Source organism: Ideonella sp. BN130291, from assembly GCF_036231905.1.
Lineage (GTDB): Bacteria > Pseudomonadota > Gammaproteobacteria > Burkholderiales > Burkholderiaceae_C > CAMLIZ01.
The window spans coordinates 438,331-457,205 of the sequence record NZ_JAZARE010000004.1 but is presented as its reverse complement, the minus strand read 5'-3'; the positions used below and the strand labels follow the sequence as shown (position 1 = coordinate 457,205).

Below are 18,875 nucleotides of genomic sequence, written 5' to 3'. Positions count from 1 at the left end.
ACGGCCGGTGGCCGGAGGTGACAGACCGTGACATTCATGGCACTTCCGGCTCCCACATCGGCGCGGCGGCGGCGGCCGGCAACTGGCCGCGTTTCGCTCGGTTTTTCAAGGCTTCGTGCACAAAGGCCCGTTCCTACACTGGCCCGCACCCTGCCCTTCGTGGGCGCTCGCCGCACGCCACCACCATGTCCTTGCCCAGCACTGCGCACCACACCGCGCCCGCCCTGCCCCTGGCCCTGCAGCCGCAGGCCGACACCCTGGCGGAGCTGCAGCAGCGCCTGGCCCAGGTGGAGGATTTCGGCGGCCAGATGAGCGCCGCGATCGACCAGCTGGTGGACGCCCTGCTGGAGGTCAAAGCGGCCCAGCAGGCGGTGGTCGCACCGGCGCCCGAGCTGGCCCAGATCACGGCCTTGCACACCAAGGTGAAGGAGCTGGAGCAGCAGCTCACCGTGGAGCGCAGCTGCCGCGACTTCGCCAACGTGTCGCGCATGCACCCCAAGGAGCGCTGCGTCGTCTTCGTGGGCACCACCTTCTTCGGCGACAACGTCAAGTACGCCTGGGCGGCCTTCCGCGAACGCGCCGCCGCGCTGGGCATCGCCTGCTGGTGGCTGCCGTACAACGCCGACCAGCAGCGCCTGGTCACCAGCCTGGGCGGTGACTGCCTGCCCGCCGCCTACACCGACTGGACGCCGGACCACCTGCATGTGGCGCTGTCCGCCGCCACGGTGGTGCTGACCGACCACTTCCTGAACCCCAACCCCTTCGCCGCAGCGCTGATGGCCGGCGCCCGCCAGGTGCAGCTGTGGCACGGCCTGTCCATCAAGGAAATCGGTTTCCGCAACCTGCCGCCCGGCCGAGCGCTCGGGCCGCACCTGGCCCGCGTGCTCAACACCTGCGGCCACTTCGCCAGCTTCGTGGGCACCAGCGCCGGCAATGAAGCCGACTGGCGCCGCTGGCTGGCCTTCGAGCGTTATGCGCCCATCGGCTACCCGCGCAACGACGTGCTGCACCGCGAGCCCGCCGGTGCCGACCTGGCCAACGTGGACCCGGTGGCCTACCAGCGCGCTGCCGACACCCTGGCCAAGGGCCGCCGCGTTTACGTGTACGCGCCCACCTTCCGCGACGCCAACCGCGGCAAGTGGCTGCTGAGCGCCGGGCTGGGCAATGTGGCGCAGGCGGTGGCCGCACGCGGTGACTGCCTGCTGGTCAACCTGCACCCGGTGGAAGCACCGCAGGTGCATGAACTCGCCGCCGCGCTGCCCACCGTCACCTTCGTGCAGCCGCGCACCGACATCTATCCGCTGCTGGCGCGCAGCAGCGCGCTGATCACCGACTACTCGTCACTGATCTTCGACTACCTGCATGTGGACCGGCCCATTCTGCTGTTCCGCCCCGACCACGAGAGCTATGTGCAGCATTCGCGCAAGCTGTTCGACGGCCGGTTGGCCGAGCTGCCCGGGCCGGTGCTGAGCGACGCACCGGCGCTGGCCCGTGAACTGGCCCGCACAGGCGCCAAGGACAGCTACCGCCACGCGCGCCAGCGTCTGGCCGCCAACACCTTCGACACCCTGGACGGCGAGTCCGCGCAGCGCGTGGCCGAGCTGATCGCCAGCGAAGTGGAACTGGCCCTCAGCCGCTGAATTCACCATGTGCGGCATCCTCTTCATCGCCCAGCACGACCCCACGCGCATCCCTGCGCGCCTGGCCGAACGCGCGCTGGACCGCCAGCGCTGGCGCGGGCCGGACGCCCAACGCCTGGTGACGCTGGACGAAGGCCGCATCCACCTGGGCCACAACCGCCTGGCGATCATGGACCCGACACCGCGCGCTGACCAGCCGATGGTGTCGCGCAACGGCCGCTACAGCATCGTCTTCAACGGCGAGATCTACAACTTCCGCGCGCTGCAGCAACGCCACGGCCTGCAGCTGCAGACCGGCAGCGACACCGAGGTGCTGCTGGAAGGTTTTGCGGCCCGCGGCGAAGCCTTCATCGACGAGCTCGAAGGCATGTTCGCCTTCGTCATCCACGACAGCCACAGCGGCCGCTGGCTGGCCGCGCGCGATGCGCTGGGCATCAAGCCGCTGTACCTGCACCGCAGCCGCGAGCTGGCGGTGCTGGCGTCGGAGCCGGCCACGGTGGCGGCGCTGGTGGGCGATGCGCCCGACCTGCAATCGCTGCAGGAGTGGAAGCTGCTGCGCCGCCCGGTGCCCGGCCGCTCCTTCTTTGCCGAGGTGCGCGAGGTGCTGCCCGGCCAGCTGGTGCGCAGCGCCGGCAGCCAGCGCCGCTTCTGGCGGCTGGAACAACACAACGACCGCTTCAGCGACAACGGCTTCGAAGAGCTGCTGCACAGCGTGGTGCGCGAGCACGAGACCAGCGACGTGCGCAACACCGCGCTGCTGTCCGGCGGCATCGACAGCGCGGTGATCGTGGCGATGTCGCAGGTGCAGCGCACCTATTCGGTGGGCCTGGCTGAAGCCAATGAATTCGACGCCGCTGCCGACACCGCGCAAGCACTGCAACGCGACCTGGTGCAGGTGACCCTGGGCGCCGACGCGCTGGTGCAGCGCTGGTGCGACCTGACGAAGCTGCGCGGCGAACCGCTGAGCCTGCCCAACGAAGCCCTGATCCACGCCGCCTGCAGCGCGATGGCACCGGATGAAAAAGTGGTGCTCACCGGCGAAGGCGCGGACGAGCTGATGTTCGGCTACGACGGCCTTTACCGCTGGGCCTTGCAGGCCCCGCGCTTTGACCCGAATGCGTTCCTGCAACGCTACGGCTACGCCGCCGACGTGGCGCCCACCGGCCGTTTCACCGACTGGCTGCTCGAACTGACCGAAGGCCGCAGTGCCATCGACGCGGTGGAAGACTTCTTCTTCAGCTTCCACCTGCCCGGCCTGCTGCGCCGCATGGACTTTGCCTCCATGGCCGCCAGCAAGGAAGCGCGCGTGCCCTTCGCCGACCGCCGCCTGGTGGACTACTGCTATCGCGCGCCGGCAGCGGAAAAGATCAGCGCCACCGAATCCAAGATCCCGCTGCGCCGCGCTCTCGCACGCCGCCAGCTCACCGGCCCGTTGAACCGCCGCAAGATCGGTTTTTCCACGCTGGCCCATCCCGCGGTACACCGCCACGACGAGTACCGCCGCTTCCAGACCCATGTGCTGAAGGAGCTGGCATGGTCATAGGCTACACAACCGGTGTGTTCGACCTGTTCCACATCGGCCACCTCAACATCCTGCGCAATGCCAAGTCCTTGTGTGACCGACTCATCGTCGGCGTGACGGTGGACGAGCTGGTGCAATACAAGAACAAGCGCGCGGTGATTCCCTTCGAGGAACGCATCGAAGTCGTGCGCGCCTGCCGCCACGTGGACCTGGCCGTGCCCCAGGACACCATGGACAAGCTGGACGCCTGGCAGCGCTACAAGTTCAACGTGATGTTCGTGGGCGACGACTGGTACCAGAACGACAAGTGGAAGCAGCTGGACGCTGCCTTTGCCGAACGCGAAGTGCGCATCCTCTATTTCCCCTATACCAAGACGACCTCGTCCACCCTCATCAACCAGACGTTGCAGCGCCTGCGCAATGAAGGATCTGCGGCGGTCGAGCCGGCGGAGGCTCTCACTCTTCCCGCCACGCTGGGCACCGCTTCGGCGTCGTTGAACGCGTGATGGAACACGCCGTCCTTCATCGGCTGGAGCACGATCGGGCCGCCGGGGTGCTCTGCTGCGCTCATGTCCCCCGGCGCCGGCCTGCGGCCGTCACCTCCTCCTTTACTTCGCTACGCAGAACACCCCACCGTCCCGATCCCCCACCACGGTGGCTGTTCGACGGTGGAAAAAAACAAATGCAACGAACCGAGGGCGGTGGGTATCCGACCCCGGGAAGTAAAGGAGGAGGCTTCGGCGAAGCCGGAGCCGGGGGACATGAGCGGGGTCGGGTACCCACCGCCCTCGCCCCACGCCACATGGAAGTGGGACACAGAACATGACCCAGCACCCCGATCTCGTCTCGGTGCTCATGCCCGCCTTCAAGCCTGAGCACTTCAAGCCCGCCCTCGAATCAGTGGTCAACCAGACCCACACCAACCTCGAAATCCTGGTGGGCGACAACTCCGGCGACCCTGCCATCCAGGCCGTGATCGATGAAGTAGGCGACCCGCGCGTTACTCGCATCCCCAACCATGCGGTCAGCGGAAAGAGCCCGCGCCTGAACCACATGATCCTGTGGCTGCGCGCGAAAGGCCGCTATGCGCGTTTTGTGTACGACGACGACCTTGTGTATGAGCGCTCGACCGAGGTGCTGCTGCACCAGCTGAAGACCGTGCCGCGTTGCGTGCTGGCCTGGCACCAGCGTGATGTGATCGACGAGCATGGCGCGCTGCGCTGGCGCCATGGTGTGCTGCCGGAAGACGGTAGCGCTGTGCTGGACCGCCGGCTGCTGCTGGACAACATGGCGAAGTTCCTCAACTTCGTGGGCGAACCCAGTTTCACCATGTTCGACCGCGAGGCGATCGCGCATTTCGATTTCAACCGCTACGCGCGGTTCGACATGGCGTTCCTCTGGGACATCGCCATGTACCTGGGCATCGCCGAGAACGGCCTGGCGGCCGGCGTGGGCGAATTCCTGGGTGGCTTCCGGCTGCACAGCGGGCAGGTGTCGTCCGCCGCCAATGTGTTCGGCGCGGTCGAATGGGAGCTGGTGTTCCGCGAGGAGCTGTGCAACGGCAACCTCAACGACGAGCAGTTCAACACCGTGCTGCCCAAGATCTTGGGGCTGTACCAGGCCAGCAAGGGCGAGCTGCCGGTGCTGGAAGGATTTCAAAGCCGCCTGGCGGTGGACGCCCACACCGGCCGCTTGCGCGAAACGATGCCGCAGTTCCGCGACGCCTACCGCAGCCTGCTGGCCGCGCGCCACTGAAAGAAGACAACCATGAGCCGCTTGGTCTACATCAGCCCCGATTCGAACACCCCCACCGGCGGCATCAAGGTGATCTACAAGCATGCCGAGCTGCTGGCCAGCCTCGGCGTGCCGGCGACGGTGATGCACTTTGCGCAGGGTTACCGCTGCGACTGGTTCAACCACCAGGCGCCCATCGCCTACATCGACCAGCTGCTCACCAGCGACATCGTGATGGTGCCGGAGATCATGACCATCCTCGGCACGCAGCTGCACAGCATCGGCGTGCGCTACTGCATGTTCGTGCAGAACGGCTACCTGGTGCTGCCCACGCGGCCGATCCAGGAGGTGTGGGAGTGCTACAAGAACGCGGTGGCCATTGTCTCGATCAGCGAGGACACCAGCGACTACCTGGCCAGCGTGTTCCCCGAGTTCGCGCACAAGATCGTGCGGGTGAAGTACTCGGTGGACACCGCCCGCTTCAAGCCCGAGGCCAAGCTCAACAAGGCCACCTTCATGCCGCGCAAGCTGCCGCACCATGCCAGCAACGTGGTGCCCTGGCTGGCCAAGGAGTTCCCGGGCTGGACCTTCCAACCCATCCACGGCATGAACGAGGACCAGGTGGCCGAGCACCTGCGCACCTCCCGCGTGTTCCTCGCGTTCAGCGATTTCGAAGGCTGCCCGGTCCCGCCGATCGAAGCGGCGCTCTGTGGCAACGTGGTGGTGGGTTACCCCGGCTGGGGCGGCCTGGAGTACTGGCATGCGCCCAACTTCCTGAAAGTGGAGATGGGGCACATGCGGCAGTTCGTCGATCAGTTCCGCCAGGCCGCTGCCATGTCGCTGCGGGCCGATGCACAGCTGGCGCTCGCGCCCGGCATGGCCGCCCTGGCGCATGACTATGGGCTGCAGGCGGAGAAGGCCTTGCTGCTGGCGGGCGTGCAGCGCGTGCACGCGCTCGCGGCGGCCACACCAGCCCGCCTGGCCGAGCCGGTGAAGCTCGCCGCCTGAGGCCGCGTCTTCACGGTGCAACCGTGCCCCGCACGGTGGCATCGCCACCGCGGCAGAATGGCGGCCCACCTCAGCCGCCGCCTTCTCCTCCATGAAATTCATCTCACTGCGCGTTCGCAACGCGCTGGTCATGCACGGCTACACCAGCGACAACAAGGAAGTGGTCGATGAAGTCACCGGCGAAGCCTTCGTCGACAAGCTGATCGCCGTCGAGCGCATCCAGTCGGTGTCCGAGAAGTACATCCTCGTGTCCTCCTCGCATGGGCGGGTGCTGTACTGGGAATACGAAGGCGATCTCGCCTCCGTCACCGCCCGGCTGGCCGGTGCCGGGCTGGTGGTGGCGTGACACGGCCACCGTCATCATCACCAGGAGCCCCCATGCCGCAGGTCATATCGCCCCAACAGGTTGCTGCATCGCTGCAGGAGTTGTGGTCGCCCCGCGTGATCGGCGAGGTGGACGACACCTTCATCAAGGTCGCCAAGGTGCAAGGCTCGCTCACCTGGCACAGCCACGACAACGAGGACGAGCTGTTCCTCGTGCTCAAGGGCCGGCTGCGCATCGAGATGGAGGCCGACACCGTGGAGCTGGGCGAGGGTGAGATGTTCGTCGTGCCCAAGGGCGTGCGCCACAACCCGGTGGCGGAGCAGGAATGCCAGATCCTGCTGATCGAGCGCAAGACCACGCTGCACACCGGCGACGTCGTGACGGAGAAGACGCGCTCATTGGCGGAGCAACTGCGACCGGTGTAAAGCGGGCTGCTAAGGCGCCGCGCAGTTTGGCTTCAGCGCCTGCGCCACGCAAAGGCCGCCAACCCGCCAAGAAGCAGCACCACCGTGGGCACCTCGGGCACAGCCGGCGCAAACGTCGGATAGATGAACCCGCTGCTCCCACCCAGGCTGTTGCCGGCATGCTCCATGAACACGCTGAGCCCGATGGAGGCGGCCCGGGTATAGGCCGTGGCCTGGGTGTCGATGAACATGTAGACCGACGAACTTCCAATCGGAACGGCGCTGGTCGAATTGAAGAAGAAATCCCAGGTCAGCACCGAGCCGGCCAAGCCAGCTCCGCGAGGCGCCTCGCCCCCGTCCAGATCGTTGCGCCAGCTGGCCACCTGGTCCACCGCTGGAATCCCTGTGATGGACATGACGTTGATCGGCAGGAACGAGTCGTTGTTGACGAAGATCCGCCAGTAGAAGTCGTAAGTGCCGTCGATGCTGTGCACCACGCGCGACTGCACCGCGCCGGTGACTCGGCCGGTGTCGACCACGGGATCGTCGCCGCGGCAGCACCAGTTCATGGTGCCGAGAAAGTCGAATGGCGTGGTGACGTCTTCGACAATGTCACCGGCCAGCCACGGCTCCTCCGCCACGGACGTGCCTGCAGCGAAGGTCGGCGATGGTTCGAAGCCAGCGGCCGAGGCGCAAGCAACCCACAAACCGACGAGGCAGGCCGCCAAGCGGGGCGGACCGAACCCTTGATGCATCGTGTACTCCCTGTTGGCACCGAATTCAATATAGGTGGCGGGTTCAGCCTTTGCAAAACGACTGCGGTGCGCATGCCCCACCGCAGTGCACCGTTCGCTGTGCACACGCGCCATTCCGGTGCCCCGGCCGGCATTTGGTGCGGCGGCGGCCGCTTGCGGCACCGCACACGGTACTGGCTGATGGCACAGACCTTGCGCTCAATCCGCCTGACCTGACTCGGTGCGCCGCGGCGCCACCGGTCCCAGGGTCCCGGCGCGCGCCGCAGTGCTGCCGGCATGCACGCCGATGTGCATCGATGCTGATGTTGCCGGGCCGCCCCTTCGTGGCAGCGCCCGCGAACCCGCTCCAAGGACACCTCCTCATGAACATCGTCGTCATCGGCCACGGCATGGTCGGCCACAAGTTTGTTGAATCCCTGCGCGAGGCGCTGCCGCAGGGTGCACGCGTGTGCGTGCTCGGTGAGGAGCCGCGGCCAGCTTACGACCGGGTGCACCTGTCGTCCTTCTTCTCCGGCACGTCGGCGGACGAACTCTCGCTGGTGCCGGCCGGCTTCTTCGATGACAACGGCCTCACGCTGCGGCTGAACACCCGCGTGGTGGCCATCGACCGCGCTGCCAAGACCGTCACCACCGCGGCCGGCGACACCCTGCCCTACGACAAGCTGGTGCTGGCCACCGGCTCCACGCCCTTCGTGCCGCCGGTGCCGGGCCGCGACCGCGCCGACTGCTTCGTCTACCGCACCATCGAAGACCTGGAGGCCATGCTCGAATGCGGCGCCCGCTCGCGCAGCGGCGTGGTCATCGGCGGCGGCCTGCTCGGGCTGGAATGCGCCAAGGCGCTCCGCGACATGCAGCTGCAGACGCATGTGGTGGAGTTCTCGCCGCGCCTGATGGCGTTGCAGGTGGACAGCGGCGGCGGCGAGATGCTGCGCCGCAAGATCGAGGCCCTGGGCGTTCAGGTGCACACCCAGAAGAACACGGTGCAGATCACCGATGGCGAGCAGGCGCGCCACCGCCTGGTGTTTGCCGATGGCAGCCAGCTGGAAACCGACATGCTGGTGTTCTCCGCCGGCATCCGCCCACGCGATGAGCTGGCGCGCCAGGCCGGCCTGACGCTGGGCGCACGCGGCGGCATCGCGATCGACGACCACTGCCTCACCAGCGACCCCCACATCTACGCCATCGGCGAATGCGCGGTATGGAACAGCCAGGTCTTCGGCCTGGTGGCGCCCGGCTACGACATGGCCCGCGTGGCCGCGCGCCACCTCGCCGGCGAGCCGGACGCGCAGTTCAAGGGCGCGGACATGAGCACCAAGCTCAAGCTGATGGGCGTGGACGTGGCCAGCGTGGGTGACGCGATGGGCCAGACCGCCGGCAGCCGCGCCTTCCAGTTCACCGACGAGCGCCGCCAGGTCTACAAGAAGATCGTGGTCTCCGAATGCGGCAAGAAGCTGCTGGGCGCGGTGCTGGTGGGCGATGCCGCCGAGTACGGCACCTTGCAGCAGATGATGCTCAACGGCCTGCCGCTGCCGGCATCGCCCGAGTTTCTGATCCTGCCGGCCAGCGACGGCAAGGCAGCGCCCGCCCTGGGGCCCGACGCGCTGCCCGCGGCCGCGCAGATCTGCTCCTGCAACAACGTGTCCAAGGGCCAACTCTGCGACGCGGTGGGCCGCGGCGTCACCACCATCGGCGAGCTCAAGGCCTGCACCAAGGCGGGCACCTCCTGCGGCGGCTGCGTGCCGCTGGTCACGCAGGTGATGAAGGCAGAGCTGAAGAAACAGGGGCTCGCCGTCAACAACCACCTGTGCGAGCACTTCCCGCACTCGCGCCAGGAACTGTTCCACCTGGTGAAGGTGGAACGCATCCGCACCTTCGGCGAGTTGATTTCCCGCCACGGCAAGGGCCTGGGCTGCGACATCTGCAAGCCGGTGGCCGCCAGCATCTTCGCCTCCTGCTGGAACGACTTTATCCTCAACCAGGACCATGCCGGCCTGCAGGACTCGAACGACTACTTCCTGGGCAACATCCAGAAGGACGGCACCTACTCGGTGGTGCCGCGCATGCCGGGCGGCGAGGTGACGCCCGACGGCCTGATGGCGGTGGCGCAGGTGGCCAAGAAATACGGCCTGTACACCAAGATCACCGGCGGCCAGCGGGTGGACCTGTTCGGCGCGCGGGTGGACCAGCTGCCCGCCATCTGGGACGAGCTCATCGCCGCCGGCTTCGAATCCGGCCACGCCTACGGCAAGTCGCTGCGCACGGTGAAGTCCTGCGTGGGCTCCACCTGGTGCCGCTACGGCGTGGGCGACAGTGTGGGCCTGGCGATCGAGCTGGAGAACCGCTACAAGGGCCTGCGCGCGCCGCACAAGATCAAGTTCGGCGTGTCCGGCTGCACCCGCGAATGCGCCGAGGCCCAGGGCAAGGACGTGGGCGTGATCGCCACCGACAAGGGCTGGAACCTCTACGTCTGCGGCAACGGCGGCATGAAGCCCCGCCATGCCGAGCTGCTGGCCTCCGACCTCAGCAAGCAGCAGCTCATCACCTACATCGACCGCTTCCTCATGTTCTACGTGCGCACCGCCGACCGGCTGCAGCGCACCAGCACCTGGCGCGAGAGCCTGGAAGGCGGGCTGGACTACCTGCGCGACGTGGTGGTGCACGACAAGCTCGGCCTCGCCCATGAGCTGGAGGCCGAGATGCAGCACGTGGTGGACACCTACGAATGCGAGTGGAAGAACGCGGTGACCAACCCCGAGGTGCGCAAGCGCTTCCGCCAGTTCGTCAACAGCGACCAGCCCGACGAGCACGTGGTGTTCGTGCAGGAGCGCGGGCAGATCCGCCCCGCCACACCCGATGAACGCGCGCCCGTGCGCACCCTGGACGACCAACCCGCCTGAAGGAGCAGCCCATGAACGCAGACGACATCCGCAGCTGGAGCCCCGTGTGCTCCATCGACGACATCCTGCCGGACACCGGCGTGTGCGCGCTGGTGAAGCAGCGCCATGTGGCGGTGTTCCGCGTGCAGGGCAGCGGGGACCGCCTCTTTGCCATCGACAACATCGACCCCAAGGCGGGTGCCAGCGTGCTGTCGCGCGGGCTGGTGGGCAGCGTGGGCGACCGTGTGGTGGTGGCCTCGCCGCTCTACAAGCACCACTTCGACCTGCGCAGCGGCGAATGCCTGGAGCTGCCCGAGCACTCGGTGGCGGCCTACCCGGTGCGCGTCGAGAACAACACCGTGCTCGTGGCCGTCTGAGGCCGCCGCACCGCCTCCTCCCCTTTCGTCTCACCAAGGAGCCTTCCATGGCCTACCTCGTGCCTTCCGAGTTCGTCAGCAAGATGGTCGATGCCGGCGAATCCAAGATCTACATGGCCACGCGCGACGTGTTGATCCGCGCCTACATGGCCGGCGCCATCCTGGCGCTGGCCGCCGTGTTCGCCGTGAGCATCAACGTGCAGACCGGCCAGCCGCTGCTGGGCGCGGTGCTGTTCCCGGTAGGCTTCTGCATGCTGTACTTGCTGGGCTTCGACCTGCTCACCGGCGTGTTCGTGCTCACGCCGCTGGCGCTGATCGACAAGCGCCCGGGCGTCACGCCCGGCGCGGTGCTCAAGCACTGGGGCCTGGTGTTCGTGGGCAACTTCGGTGGTGCCTTCACCGTGGCCGCGTTGATGGCCATCGTGTTCACCTTCGGCTTCAGCACCGACCCCGGCAAGGTGGGCATCGCGATCTCCCACATCGGGGAGGCGCGCACCCTGGGCTATGCGCAATACGGCGCGGCCGGCATGCTGACGCTCTTCATCCGCGGCATGCTGTGCAACTGGATGGTCTCCACCGGCGTGGTGGGTGCGATGATCTCCACCACCGTGGGCGGCAAGGTCATCGCGATGTGGATGCCCATCATGGTGTTCTTCTACATGACCTTCGAGCACTCGGTGGTGAACATGTTCCTGTTCCCCTTCGGCCTGCTCACCGGCGCCAACTTCTCGATGATGGACTACCTGATCTGGAACGAGATTCCCACCGTGCTGGGCAACCTGGTGGGTGGCTTGAGCTTCACCGGCCTGACGCTCTACGCCACCCACGCACGCACCGCGCCCAAGCGCGTGATCGCCTGATCCACGCCACGGTGGCGAGCGCACCGGCATGCCCCTGACCCTGCTCACCGGCCAGTGCTCCGACCGGGGCCGCCAGCCCGTGAACCAGGATTTCCACGGCATCCTCATTCCCGAAGGTCCGCTGCTGGCGAGCAAAGGCATCGCCATCGCGCTGGCCGACGGCATCGGCAGCAGCGCGGTGAGCCAGCTCGCCAGCCAGGCGGCCGTGCGCAGCCTGCTGGAGGACTACTACTGCACCTCCGATGCCTGGTCGGTCAAGACCTCGGTGGAACGGGTGCTGGTAGCGGCCAACTCCTGGCTGCATGCGCAGAACATGCAAGGGCCCGGCCGCTACGACCGTGACCGCGGCTGGGTGTGCACCCTCAGCGCGCTGGTCATCAAGTCACGCACCGCGCATCTTTTCCACGTCGGCGACGCGCGCATCTGCCAGGTGCACGGCGGCAAGGCGCTGGAGCCGCTGACGCAGGAGCATCGGGTGCAGGTGGGTGCCGGGCAGCACTACCTCGCACGCGCCCTGGGCGCCCAGGCCCAGCTGGAGCTGGACTACCGCAACCTGGCGCTCGAAGTGGGCGACACCTTCGTGCTGATGACCGACGGTGTGCACGAGCACCTGCCCGAGCCCGCCCTGCTCGCCGCATTGCAGGCGCATGGTGATGACCTCGACGCCGCCGCGCGCGCCATCGTCGACCAGGCGCTCGCGCACGGCGGCCCCGACAACGCCACCGTGCAGCTGGTGCGGGTGGCCGAGCTGCCCGAGCCGCAGGCGAACGAAGTGGCCCGCCTGGCCACGCAGCTGCCGCTGCCGCCCATCCTGCAGCCGCGCATGCTCTTCGACGGCTGGCGCATCGTGCGCGAGCTGCACGGCAGCAGCCGCAGCCACATCCACCTGGCCACCGACGAGGCCACCGGCGAGGTGGTGGTGCTCAAGACGCCCTCGATCGACCTGCGCAACGACCCGGCCTACCTGGAGCGTTTTCTGCTGGAGGAATGGGTCGCGCGCCGCATCGACCATCCGCATGTGCTGAAGCCGCGCGCGGTGGACCGGCCGCGCCAGTACCTGTATGTGGTGTTCGAGTACGTGGAGGGCTGCACCCTGGCGCAGTGGATGCTGGACCACCCCCACGCCGAGCTGGCCCGCGTGCGCGCCATCGTGGCCCAGGTAGGCACCGCCCTGCGCGCCTTCCACCGGCGCGAGATGCAGCATGGCGACCTGCGGCCCGAGAACATCCTGATCGACGCGACCGGCACGCCGAAGATCATCGACTTCGGCGCGGTGCGCGTGGCCGGCCTGGCGGAGCTGGCCCCCGATGCGCCGGCCGGCGTGCTGGGCAGCGTGGCCCACACGGCGCCGGAATGCCTGCTGGGGCAGGCGGGCACGGCGGTGTCTGACCAGTTCTCGCTCGCGGTCGTCACCTACCAGCTGCTCACCGGCCGCCTGCCTTATGGCCCCGAGGTGGCGCAATGCCGCAACGAGGCCGACGTGAAGCGGCTGCGTTACCGCAGCGCCGTGCCGGTGCGCCCCACGCTGCCCGAATGGGTGGACGACGCCTTGCAGAAAGCACTGCACCCGGATGCGGCGCAACGCCATGCCGACGTGGACGAGTTCGTGCACGCACTGCACCAGCCGCCGGCGGGCCGGATGCGCAGCACGCGCCAGCCGCTGATCGAACGCAGCCCGCTGGTCTTTTGGAAAGCCTTGTGTGCGGCGCTGGCCCTGGCCTGCATCGTGCTCATCGGCTTGTGGCGTCTCGAACGCAGCCCCGCAGCCAACGATGCGCCGGATCGCCGTCCATCCGCGGATGCCACATCAATGACACGGTGATCTCCGGCAGGGCCACCGGCAGCGCAAAACTCACCATGCCGGCCCGCAGCCCGGCGGTGTGCCGCTCCGGCACGCTGGCCACCAGGTCGGTGGCGCGGGCCAGGGCCAGCATCGGCGAGAAGCCGCCCACCTGGGCCACCACCTCACGCTGCAGGCCCAGCGCGGCCAGCGCTTCGTCCACCCGGCCCTTGTCGCGGTTGGCGCGCGCCAGCGCGATGTGGCGAGCCGCCGCATAACGCTTCGCGCTCACCTTGCCCGTGGCCAGCGGATGGCCGGCGCGCACCACGCCCACGAAGCGGTCGCGGAACAGCGCCTGCACCCGCACCTCCGGCCCCATCGCCTTGCCGATGACGCCGGTCTCCAGGTCCACCTCACCCTCGCGCAGCGGCGTGCTGTCCTTGTCCAGCTTGGGCAGGAAGCGCAGCCGCACACCGGGTGCCTGCTCGCCCACCAACGCCAATAGCGCCGGCCCGAAGGTCTCAACAAAACCATCGCTGGTGCGCAGCGTGAACGTGCGGGCCAGCTTCTGAAGGTCAAGCGACTTGGCCGGGCGCAACGCCGCTTCGGCGTCGTGCACGATCTGGCGCACCCGCTCGCGCAGCTCGATCGCGCGCGGTGAGGGCACCAGGCCACGCCCGGCCCGCACCAGCAGCGGGTCCCCCAGGGTGTCGCGCAGCCGGGCCAGCGCACGGCTCATCGCCGAGGGGCTGAGCCGCAGGCGGCGTGCGGCGCGCGCCACGCTGCCTTCGGCCAGCAGCACGTCCAGCGTGACAAGCAGGTTGAGGTCGGGGCGGGGCGTGTCTGGCATGGCGTTCTATGCACGGATGAAGTGCAAATGATGCGCCTTCCGCCATGGCTGCACAACGCCTATCGTTCAGACGGCTCCGCACCGGAGTCGCCCCACCGCAGGCCCCGCCATGAGCATGCCGACCACCGACTCCGCCACCGCCGCACCGGCCCGCCCGGCCCCGTCGGCCAAGGCCGCCCTCGCCGGCCTGGCGCTGTGCATGCTGCTGCCCTCGCTGGGCATCAGCATCGCCAACGTCGCCCTGCCGACCTTCGCCCTGCGCTTCGGCGCCCCGTTCCACCAGGTGCAGTGGGTGGTGATCGTGTACCTGCTGGCCAACACCGCGCTGGTGGTGGGCGCGGGGCGGCTGGGCGACCTGGTGGGCCGGCGCACGCTGCTGCTGGCCGGCATCGCGCTGTTCACCCTGGCATCGGTGCTGTGCGGCCTGGCGCCGGGCTTGGGATGGCTGATCGCGGCACGCGCCCTGCAAGGCGTGGGCGCGGCGGTGCTGATGGCGCTGGCGGTGGCCTTCGTCGGCGACACGGTGCCGCGGCACCAGACGGGCCGGGCCATGGGGCTGCTGGGCACCACCTCGGCGATCGGCACGGCGCTGGGGCCCTCGCTGGGCGGTGTGCTGATCGCGGGCCTGGGCTGGCCGGCCATCTTCTTCATCAACCTGCCGCTGGGGCTGCTGGCGTGGGCACTGGCCCGGCGCCACCTGCCGGCTGACCGCAGGGCCGGCACAGGCGGGGCCGCCGGCTTCGACACGCTGGGCACCTTGCTGCTGGCCGGCACGCTGGCCGCCTATGCGCTGGCGATGACGCTGGGCCGCGGCCGCTTCGGCGCGCTCAACGTGGCGCTGCTGCTCGCCGCAGCGCTCGGTGCCGCGCTCTTCGTGGCGGTGCAGGCCCGGGCTGCGCAACCGCTGATCCGCCTGGCCACCCTGCGCCACCGGGTGCTGCGCGCCGGGCTGGCAATGAGCGCGCTGGTGTCCACCGTGATGATGGCCACGCTGGTGGTCGGGCCCTTCTACCTGGCACGCGGCTTCGGCCTGGCCACCGCGGCGGTGGGCCTGGCCATGTCGGCCGGCCCGGTGGTGTCGGCGCTTGCCGGCGTGCCCGCCGGGCGCTGGGTCGATCGGCATGGTGCGCAGCGCATGGCGGCCGCCGGGCTGGCCGGCATGCTGCTCGGCTGCGTGGTGCTGTGCAGCGTGCCCATCGCCTGGGGCGTGGCCGGTTATGTGCTGCCGCTGGTGCTCACCACGGCGAGCTACGCCCTCTTCCAGGCCGCCAACAACACCGCGGTGATGGCGGACGTGGCCGCCGAGCAGCGCGGCGTGTTCTCGGGGCTGCTCACGCTGGCGCGCAACCTCGGGCTGGTGACCGGCGCATCGGTGATGGGCACTCTCTTCGCCCTGGCCGCAGGCACCGCGGACGTGGCCACGGCGCAAGCGGGCGCGGTGGCGCTGGGCGTGCGCGTCACCTTCGGCGTGGCGGCGGCGCTGCTGGTGCTGGCGCTGGCCATCGCACGCGCCGGCGCGGCAGGCCAGCGCATCGACGGCCGGCCGGGCTGAGCGTCAGCCACCGGCCGCCAGCACGATGCGCCCCTTGCCGGCGCGCTTGGCATGCAGCATCGCCTCGTCCGCCTTGGCGAGCAGGGCGGACGGGTCGGTGCCATCGTCGGGCACCAGCGCCACGCCCATGCTGGCGCCCACACGCACCAGGAGCCCGCCGGGCAACACCACCGGCGCGTGCAGCAGCTCCATCAGGCGCTGGACGATGGGGCGCCATCCCCCCGTTTGCTCCAGCCCGGTGATCAGCAACACGAACTCGTCACCGCCCACCCGCGCGGCGGTGTCGTTGCCGCGCAGGGCAGCCTGCAGGCGGCTGGCCAGCTCCGCGAGCAGCGCATCGCCGGCTTCATGCCCATGCATGTCGTTCACCTGCTTGAAGCCGTCCAGGTCCAGGTAGCACACCGCCGTGCGGGTGCCCGCCCGGACGGCCGCGGCAATCGCCTGGTGCAGGCGGTCGGCCAGCAGCAGGCGGTTGGGCAGCTGGGTGAGCGCATCGTGGAAGGCAATGTGCTCGATGCGCGCCTGCGCCTCCTTCATCGCGGTGATGTCCACCATCATCCAGAAGGACAGGCCGTCCGACAGGGCCACCCCGCTGAGGTCGATCCACAGCAGGTGCCCCTCCTTGTGCTGCAGCTGCAGCTGCGTGCGGTAGTTCTGGCCGGCGGCCAGTGCGGCATACGCCTCCCGGCCCAGCGCCTCGAAAGCGGCGTCGCTGGGGTACAGCAGGCGCGAGGAGCGGCCTTGCAGTTCGCCGGCGGCGTAGCCGAACATGCGCTCCAGCGCCCGGTTGGTCCACAGCGCGGTGCGATCGCGCAGCTTGGCCATGCCGACGATGTCGTTGTTCAGCATGGCGGTCTGCTCGGCCAGCAGCTGGCGCGCCTGCGCCGACGATGCCTCCAGCGACGCCAGCAGGCGCTTGCGTTCGGTGACGTCGCGTGCCGAGCCGAACACCATCAGCTCGCCGTCGATGTCCACCACGCTCAGCGCCAGCTCCACGTCGAGGATGCGGCCGTCGTCGCGCCGGTGCTGCACCTCCACCAGCTGGCGGTCACCGTTGCGGATCGTGGCCAGCCAGGCCGAGATGCGGGCCTCGCCCTGGTTGGCGTCCCAGCTGCTCACGTGGCGGCCGAGCAGCTGCTGGCTGGTGGAGCCCAGCATCTGCGCGAAGGAGTCGCTCATCGCCACCAGCCGCCCGGTGTGGTCGAGGATGTGGATGCCGTCGCTCGCCACCCGCAGCAGCGTCTGCACCCGGCGGGTCTGCGCGGCCAGGGCCCGCATGCTGTGCGACTGGCGCAGCCACGACAGGTACACCGAGTAGGTGGCCACGGCCGTGAGCAGCCAGGCCACCAGCGCCAGCAGGGCGACCTGCCGGGCCTGCGCGCGCCACGGTGCGAAGAAGCGCTCGTTTCCCAGGCCGGTGATCACCACGAAGGGCCAGCCGTCCACCTGCCGGAAGGCCGCGGTGCGCTCCACGCCGTCGGGGAGATTGCGGGACACGAAGGCACCATGGCTGATGTTGCGCGCCATCGCGGCGCGGAGTTCCGCCGACACTGAAGTGCTGCCGATGCTCAATGCGGCCGTGCTGCCCGGCGCATGGCGCGCCACCAGCCGCAGGTCGCTGGTGCGCAGCGTGATCGCATCCCGTTCCACCAGGTGGTAGCGGGCGAACAGGCGCTGGAAATGGTCCACTGCGAGGGTGGCGAACAACACGCCGTCGAAGCGGCCTTCCCATCGCACGGCGTGCACCAGCGCCACCACCCAGTTGCCTGACACACGTGACTTCACCGGCCCGCCGATCACCGCTGCGCCGTCCGCGCGTTGGCGCGCCTGAGCAAAGTAGTCGCGGTCGGAGATGTCCACCGGGGCACCGGCTGGCAGGTCGTTGCCCCAGCGCACCCGGCCTTGCGCGTCGGCCAGGCGCAGCCCTTCCACGCCGGGCAGCAGCTCGCGGTGGCGGGCCAGGATGCGGTTGACGGTGTCGTCGTCCAGGCGGCCCGCCTGGCGCCCGGCGTCGAGCTCGCCGAGCGCGGCGCGCAGCAGGTTGTCCACCCGCGACAGCTCGGACGCGACGTTCAGCTGGGCCACGGCGGCCAGGCCCTCCGCGGTGTCGCGCGCCTGCGTCTCATAGGCCCGCCGGCTGGCGGCCAGCACCAGGTACACCAGCAGCGCCAGCAGGCCGGCCACCGCCACGTTGACAAGGATCACCCCCAACGCAAAGCGCCGCTGCGCCTGGCGCCCCCTGTCCTTCGGAGCAAAGAGGTTGGTGAACGGCATGATCCCGGCCGGAGCCATCCCTGGCTGGGATTGTTCTCCAATGGGCCGGGCCGCTCTACGGGGTCACCCCTCCTGGCGCTGTCCGCCAAGTAGGGGCGGATGGGCCGCCACGTGATCTGCTGAGCGGTTTTTGCGCGCGGCCGACCGGCTGGGGTATCCGCTGCTGCACCATGTCCGGCGATCCGGACAACTGGGCGGGCGTTATGGCTGCGCGCAGGGGTCAACCCTCAGGCGCCGGCCTTCGCACCCGCCAGCAAGGCCTTCAAAGCGGCCCGCAACACCCCGGTGGCTTCGTCGGGGCTGAGCAGGCCGGCGCTGACAAAGGCACCGTTCACCAGCACCGCCAGCTGCGCGGCCAGTTGCTGTGGCCGGGGCACGCGCAGCCGCTTGGCGATGACGTGCAGGCGGCTGCGCAACGCCTGCATGTGCCGCCGCGCGACCTCGCGGGCCGGGTGGTCGTGCTCAGCGAACTCGGCGGCCACATTGATCTGCGGGCAGCCGCGGTAGTTGGAGCGGGCCAGGCGTTCGCCAATCCAGCACATGTGCGCGTCCAGCTCGCCGGCGGGGTCGTCGGCGAACTGCGCGGACACGCTGTCCCACTGGGCCCAGAAGTCCACGTCCTCCCGCTCCAGGAAGGCGACGATCAAGTCGTCCTTGGTGGGGAAGTAGCGGTAGAGGCTGGTCTTGGCCACCGCCGCCTCCAGCACCACCAGGTCGACACCGACCGCGCGCACGCCGCGCTCGTAGAAAAGGCGGGAGGCGGTGTCGAGGATGCGGTCGCGCACCTCGGCGGCCGGCTCGGTGGCCGGCGCACCTGTGGCGCGGGCCCGTGCCACGGCAGGGCGCTTGGCGGCCGGCCGGGAGCGGCTGATGGCCAAAGGATCGGGGCGAGTGCGGGAGCCGGCAGGAGTGCGCATG

The 18,875-nt window shown here is 69.1% G+C and carries 16 protein-coding genes; 12 read left to right on the top strand and 4 right to left on the bottom strand.

Translation table 11 applies throughout. From position 1 onward, the window contains the following. Positions 1 to 185 precede the first annotated feature (185 nt). From VPH43_RS11240 to VPH43_RS11210, 7 genes are all read left to right on the top strand, one after another. A complete protein-coding gene (locus tag VPH43_RS11240; protein ID WP_328577780.1) occupies positions 186 to 1,640 on the top strand; it encodes a CDP-glycerol glycerophosphotransferase family protein in 1,455 nt (484 codons plus the stop codon). 7 nt (positions 1,641 to 1,647) lie between these two features. Continuing rightward, entirely contained in the window at positions 1,648 to 3,183 is a 1,536-nt protein-coding gene (gene asnB, locus VPH43_RS11235) for an asparagine synthase (glutamine-hydrolyzing) (protein WP_328577779.1), read from the top strand. After that, the gene (locus tag VPH43_RS11230) at positions 3,174 to 3,668 is read left to right on the top strand and encodes an adenylyltransferase/cytidyltransferase family protein (protein ID WP_328577778.1); all 495 of its coding nucleotides are present in this window, start codon (positions 3,174 to 3,176) and stop codon (positions 3,666 to 3,668) included. Before asnB ends, VPH43_RS11230 begins: the two co-directional genes overlap by 10 nt. 316 nt (positions 3,669 to 3,984) lie before the next feature. Beyond that, the gene (locus VPH43_RS11225) at positions 3,985 to 4,917 is read left to right on the top strand and encodes a glycosyltransferase family 2 protein (protein ID WP_328577777.1); all 933 of its coding nucleotides are present in this window, start codon (positions 3,985 to 3,987) and stop codon (positions 4,915 to 4,917) included. Between the two features lie 12 nt (positions 4,918 to 4,929). Continuing rightward, positions 4,930 to 5,904 carry a hypothetical protein gene (locus VPH43_RS11220; protein ID WP_328577776.1) on the top strand — a complete coding sequence of 325 codons (975 nt, stop codon included), beginning with the start codon at positions 4,930 to 4,932 and terminating at the stop codon, positions 5,902 to 5,904. Positions 5,905 to 5,995: 91 nt separating this feature from the next. Next, entirely contained in the window at positions 5,996 to 6,250 is a 255-nt protein-coding gene (locus VPH43_RS11215; protein WP_328577775.1) for a hypothetical protein, read from the top strand. 32 nt (positions 6,251 to 6,282) lie between these two features. Further along, the gene (locus tag VPH43_RS11210) at positions 6,283 to 6,654 is read left to right on the top strand and encodes a cupin domain-containing protein (RefSeq protein ID WP_328577774.1); all 372 of its coding nucleotides are present in this window, start codon (positions 6,283 to 6,285) and stop codon (positions 6,652 to 6,654) included. Positions 6,655 to 6,686: 32 nt separating this feature from the next. Here VPH43_RS11210 and VPH43_RS11205 read toward each other — a convergent pair whose 3' ends face one another. Further along, complete coding sequence (locus VPH43_RS11205; RefSeq protein WP_328577773.1) at positions 6,687 to 7,502, bottom strand: PEP-CTERM sorting domain-containing protein; 816 nt, start codon at positions 7,500 to 7,502, stop codon at positions 6,687 to 6,689. A 248-nt stretch (positions 7,503 to 7,750) separates the two neighbouring features. On the opposite strand from VPH43_RS11205, the gene nirB reads away from it, so the two are divergent. The 4 genes from nirB to VPH43_RS11185 are packed head-to-tail and all read left to right on the top strand — an operon-like array spanning position 7,751 to position 13,323. Continuing rightward, positions 7,751 to 10,285 carry a nitrite reductase large subunit NirB gene (gene nirB, locus VPH43_RS11200; protein ID WP_328577772.1) on the top strand — a complete coding sequence of 845 codons (2,535 nt, stop codon included), beginning with the start codon at positions 7,751 to 7,753 and terminating at the stop codon, positions 10,283 to 10,285. Positions 10,286 to 10,296: 11 nt separating this feature from the next. Then, positions 10,297 to 10,641 carry a nitrite reductase small subunit NirD gene (nirD, locus tag VPH43_RS11195; RefSeq protein WP_328577771.1) on the top strand — a complete coding sequence of 115 codons (345 nt, stop codon included), beginning with the start codon at positions 10,297 to 10,299 and terminating at the stop codon, positions 10,639 to 10,641. 47 nt (positions 10,642 to 10,688) lie between these two features. Further along, positions 10,689 to 11,501 (top strand): formate/nitrite transporter family protein, encoded by an 813-nt coding sequence (locus tag VPH43_RS11190; protein WP_328577770.1) that lies wholly within the window; start codon positions 10,689 to 10,691, stop codon positions 11,499 to 11,501. Between the two features lie 28 nt (positions 11,502 to 11,529). After that, on the top strand, positions 11,530 to 13,323 hold the full coding sequence (locus tag VPH43_RS11185) for a bifunctional protein-serine/threonine kinase/phosphatase (RefSeq protein ID WP_328577769.1): 1,794 nt from the start codon (positions 11,530 to 11,532) through the stop codon (positions 13,321 to 13,323). Here VPH43_RS11185 and VPH43_RS11180 read toward each other — a convergent pair. Further along, positions 13,232 to 14,131 (bottom strand): LysR family transcriptional regulator, encoded by a 900-nt coding sequence (locus VPH43_RS11180; RefSeq protein ID WP_328577768.1) that lies wholly within the window; start codon positions 14,129 to 14,131, stop codon positions 13,232 to 13,234. The genes VPH43_RS11185 and VPH43_RS11180 overlap by 92 nt on opposite strands. A 109-nt stretch (positions 14,132 to 14,240) precedes the next feature. Here VPH43_RS11180 and VPH43_RS11175 point away from each other — a divergent pair, with 109 nt between their 5' ends. Further along, positions 14,241 to 15,683 carry an MFS transporter gene (locus tag VPH43_RS11175; protein WP_442909259.1) on the top strand — a complete coding sequence of 481 codons (1,443 nt, stop codon included), beginning with the start codon at positions 14,241 to 14,243 and terminating at the stop codon, positions 15,681 to 15,683. Between the two features lie 3 nt (positions 15,684 to 15,686). Here VPH43_RS11175 and VPH43_RS11170 read toward each other — a convergent pair whose 3' ends face one another. Together VPH43_RS11170 and VPH43_RS11165 are read right to left on the bottom strand one after the other, a co-directional pair. Beyond that, positions 15,687 to 17,957 carry a bifunctional diguanylate cyclase/phosphodiesterase gene (locus VPH43_RS11170; RefSeq protein WP_328577767.1) on the bottom strand — a complete coding sequence of 757 codons (2,271 nt, stop codon included), beginning with the start codon at positions 17,955 to 17,957 and terminating at the stop codon, positions 15,687 to 15,689. A 227-nt stretch (positions 17,958 to 18,184) separates the two neighbouring features. Continuing rightward, complete coding sequence (locus VPH43_RS11165) at positions 18,185 to 18,874, bottom strand: TetR/AcrR family transcriptional regulator (protein WP_328577766.1); 690 nt, start codon at positions 18,872 to 18,874, stop codon at positions 18,185 to 18,187. Position 18,875 lies beyond the last annotated feature (1 nt).

Coding starts and splice junctions, on each gene's coding strand:
- VPH43_RS11205 (WP_328577773.1), bottom strand. CDS start 7,502: ATGGCGCGTGTGCACAGCGAACGGTGCACTGCGGTGGGGCATGCGCAC.
- VPH43_RS11175 (WP_442909259.1), top strand. CDS start 14,241: ATGAGCATGCCGACCACCGACTCCGCCACCGCCGCACCGGCCCGCCCG.
- VPH43_RS11185 (WP_328577769.1), top strand. CDS start 11,530: ATGCCCCTGACCCTGCTCACCGGCCAGTGCTCCGACCGGGGCCGCCAG.
- VPH43_RS11240 (WP_328577780.1), top strand. CDS start 186: ATGTCCTTGCCCAGCACTGCGCACCACACCGCGCCCGCCCTGCCCCTG.
- VPH43_RS11210 (WP_328577774.1), top strand. CDS start 6,283: ATGCCGCAGGTCATATCGCCCCAACAGGTTGCTGCATCGCTGCAGGAG.
- VPH43_RS11165 (WP_328577766.1), bottom strand. CDS start 18,874: ATGCGCACTCCTGCCGGCTCCCGCACTCGCCCCGATCCTTTGGCCATC.
- VPH43_RS11190 (WP_328577770.1), top strand. CDS start 10,689: ATGGCCTACCTCGTGCCTTCCGAGTTCGTCAGCAAGATGGTCGATGCC.
- VPH43_RS11180 (WP_328577768.1), bottom strand. CDS start 14,131: ATGCCAGACACGCCCCGCCCCGACCTCAACCTGCTTGTCACGCTGGAC.
- VPH43_RS11230 (WP_328577778.1), top strand. CDS start 3,174: ATGGTCATAGGCTACACAACCGGTGTGTTCGACCTGTTCCACATCGGC.
- VPH43_RS11170 (WP_328577767.1), bottom strand. CDS start 17,957: ATGCCGTTCACCAACCTCTTTGCTCCGAAGGACAGGGGGCGCCAGGCG.
- nirB (WP_328577772.1), top strand. CDS start 7,751: ATGAACATCGTCGTCATCGGCCACGGCATGGTCGGCCACAAGTTTGTT.
- VPH43_RS11215 (WP_328577775.1), top strand. CDS start 5,996: ATGAAATTCATCTCACTGCGCGTTCGCAACGCGCTGGTCATGCACGGC.
- nirD (WP_328577771.1), top strand. CDS start 10,297: ATGAACGCAGACGACATCCGCAGCTGGAGCCCCGTGTGCTCCATCGAC.
- VPH43_RS11220 (WP_328577776.1), top strand. CDS start 4,930: ATGAGCCGCTTGGTCTACATCAGCCCCGATTCGAACACCCCCACCGGC.
- VPH43_RS11225 (WP_328577777.1), top strand. CDS start 3,985: ATGACCCAGCACCCCGATCTCGTCTCGGTGCTCATGCCCGCCTTCAAG.
- asnB (WP_328577779.1), top strand. CDS start 1,648: ATGTGCGGCATCCTCTTCATCGCCCAGCACGACCCCACGCGCATCCCT.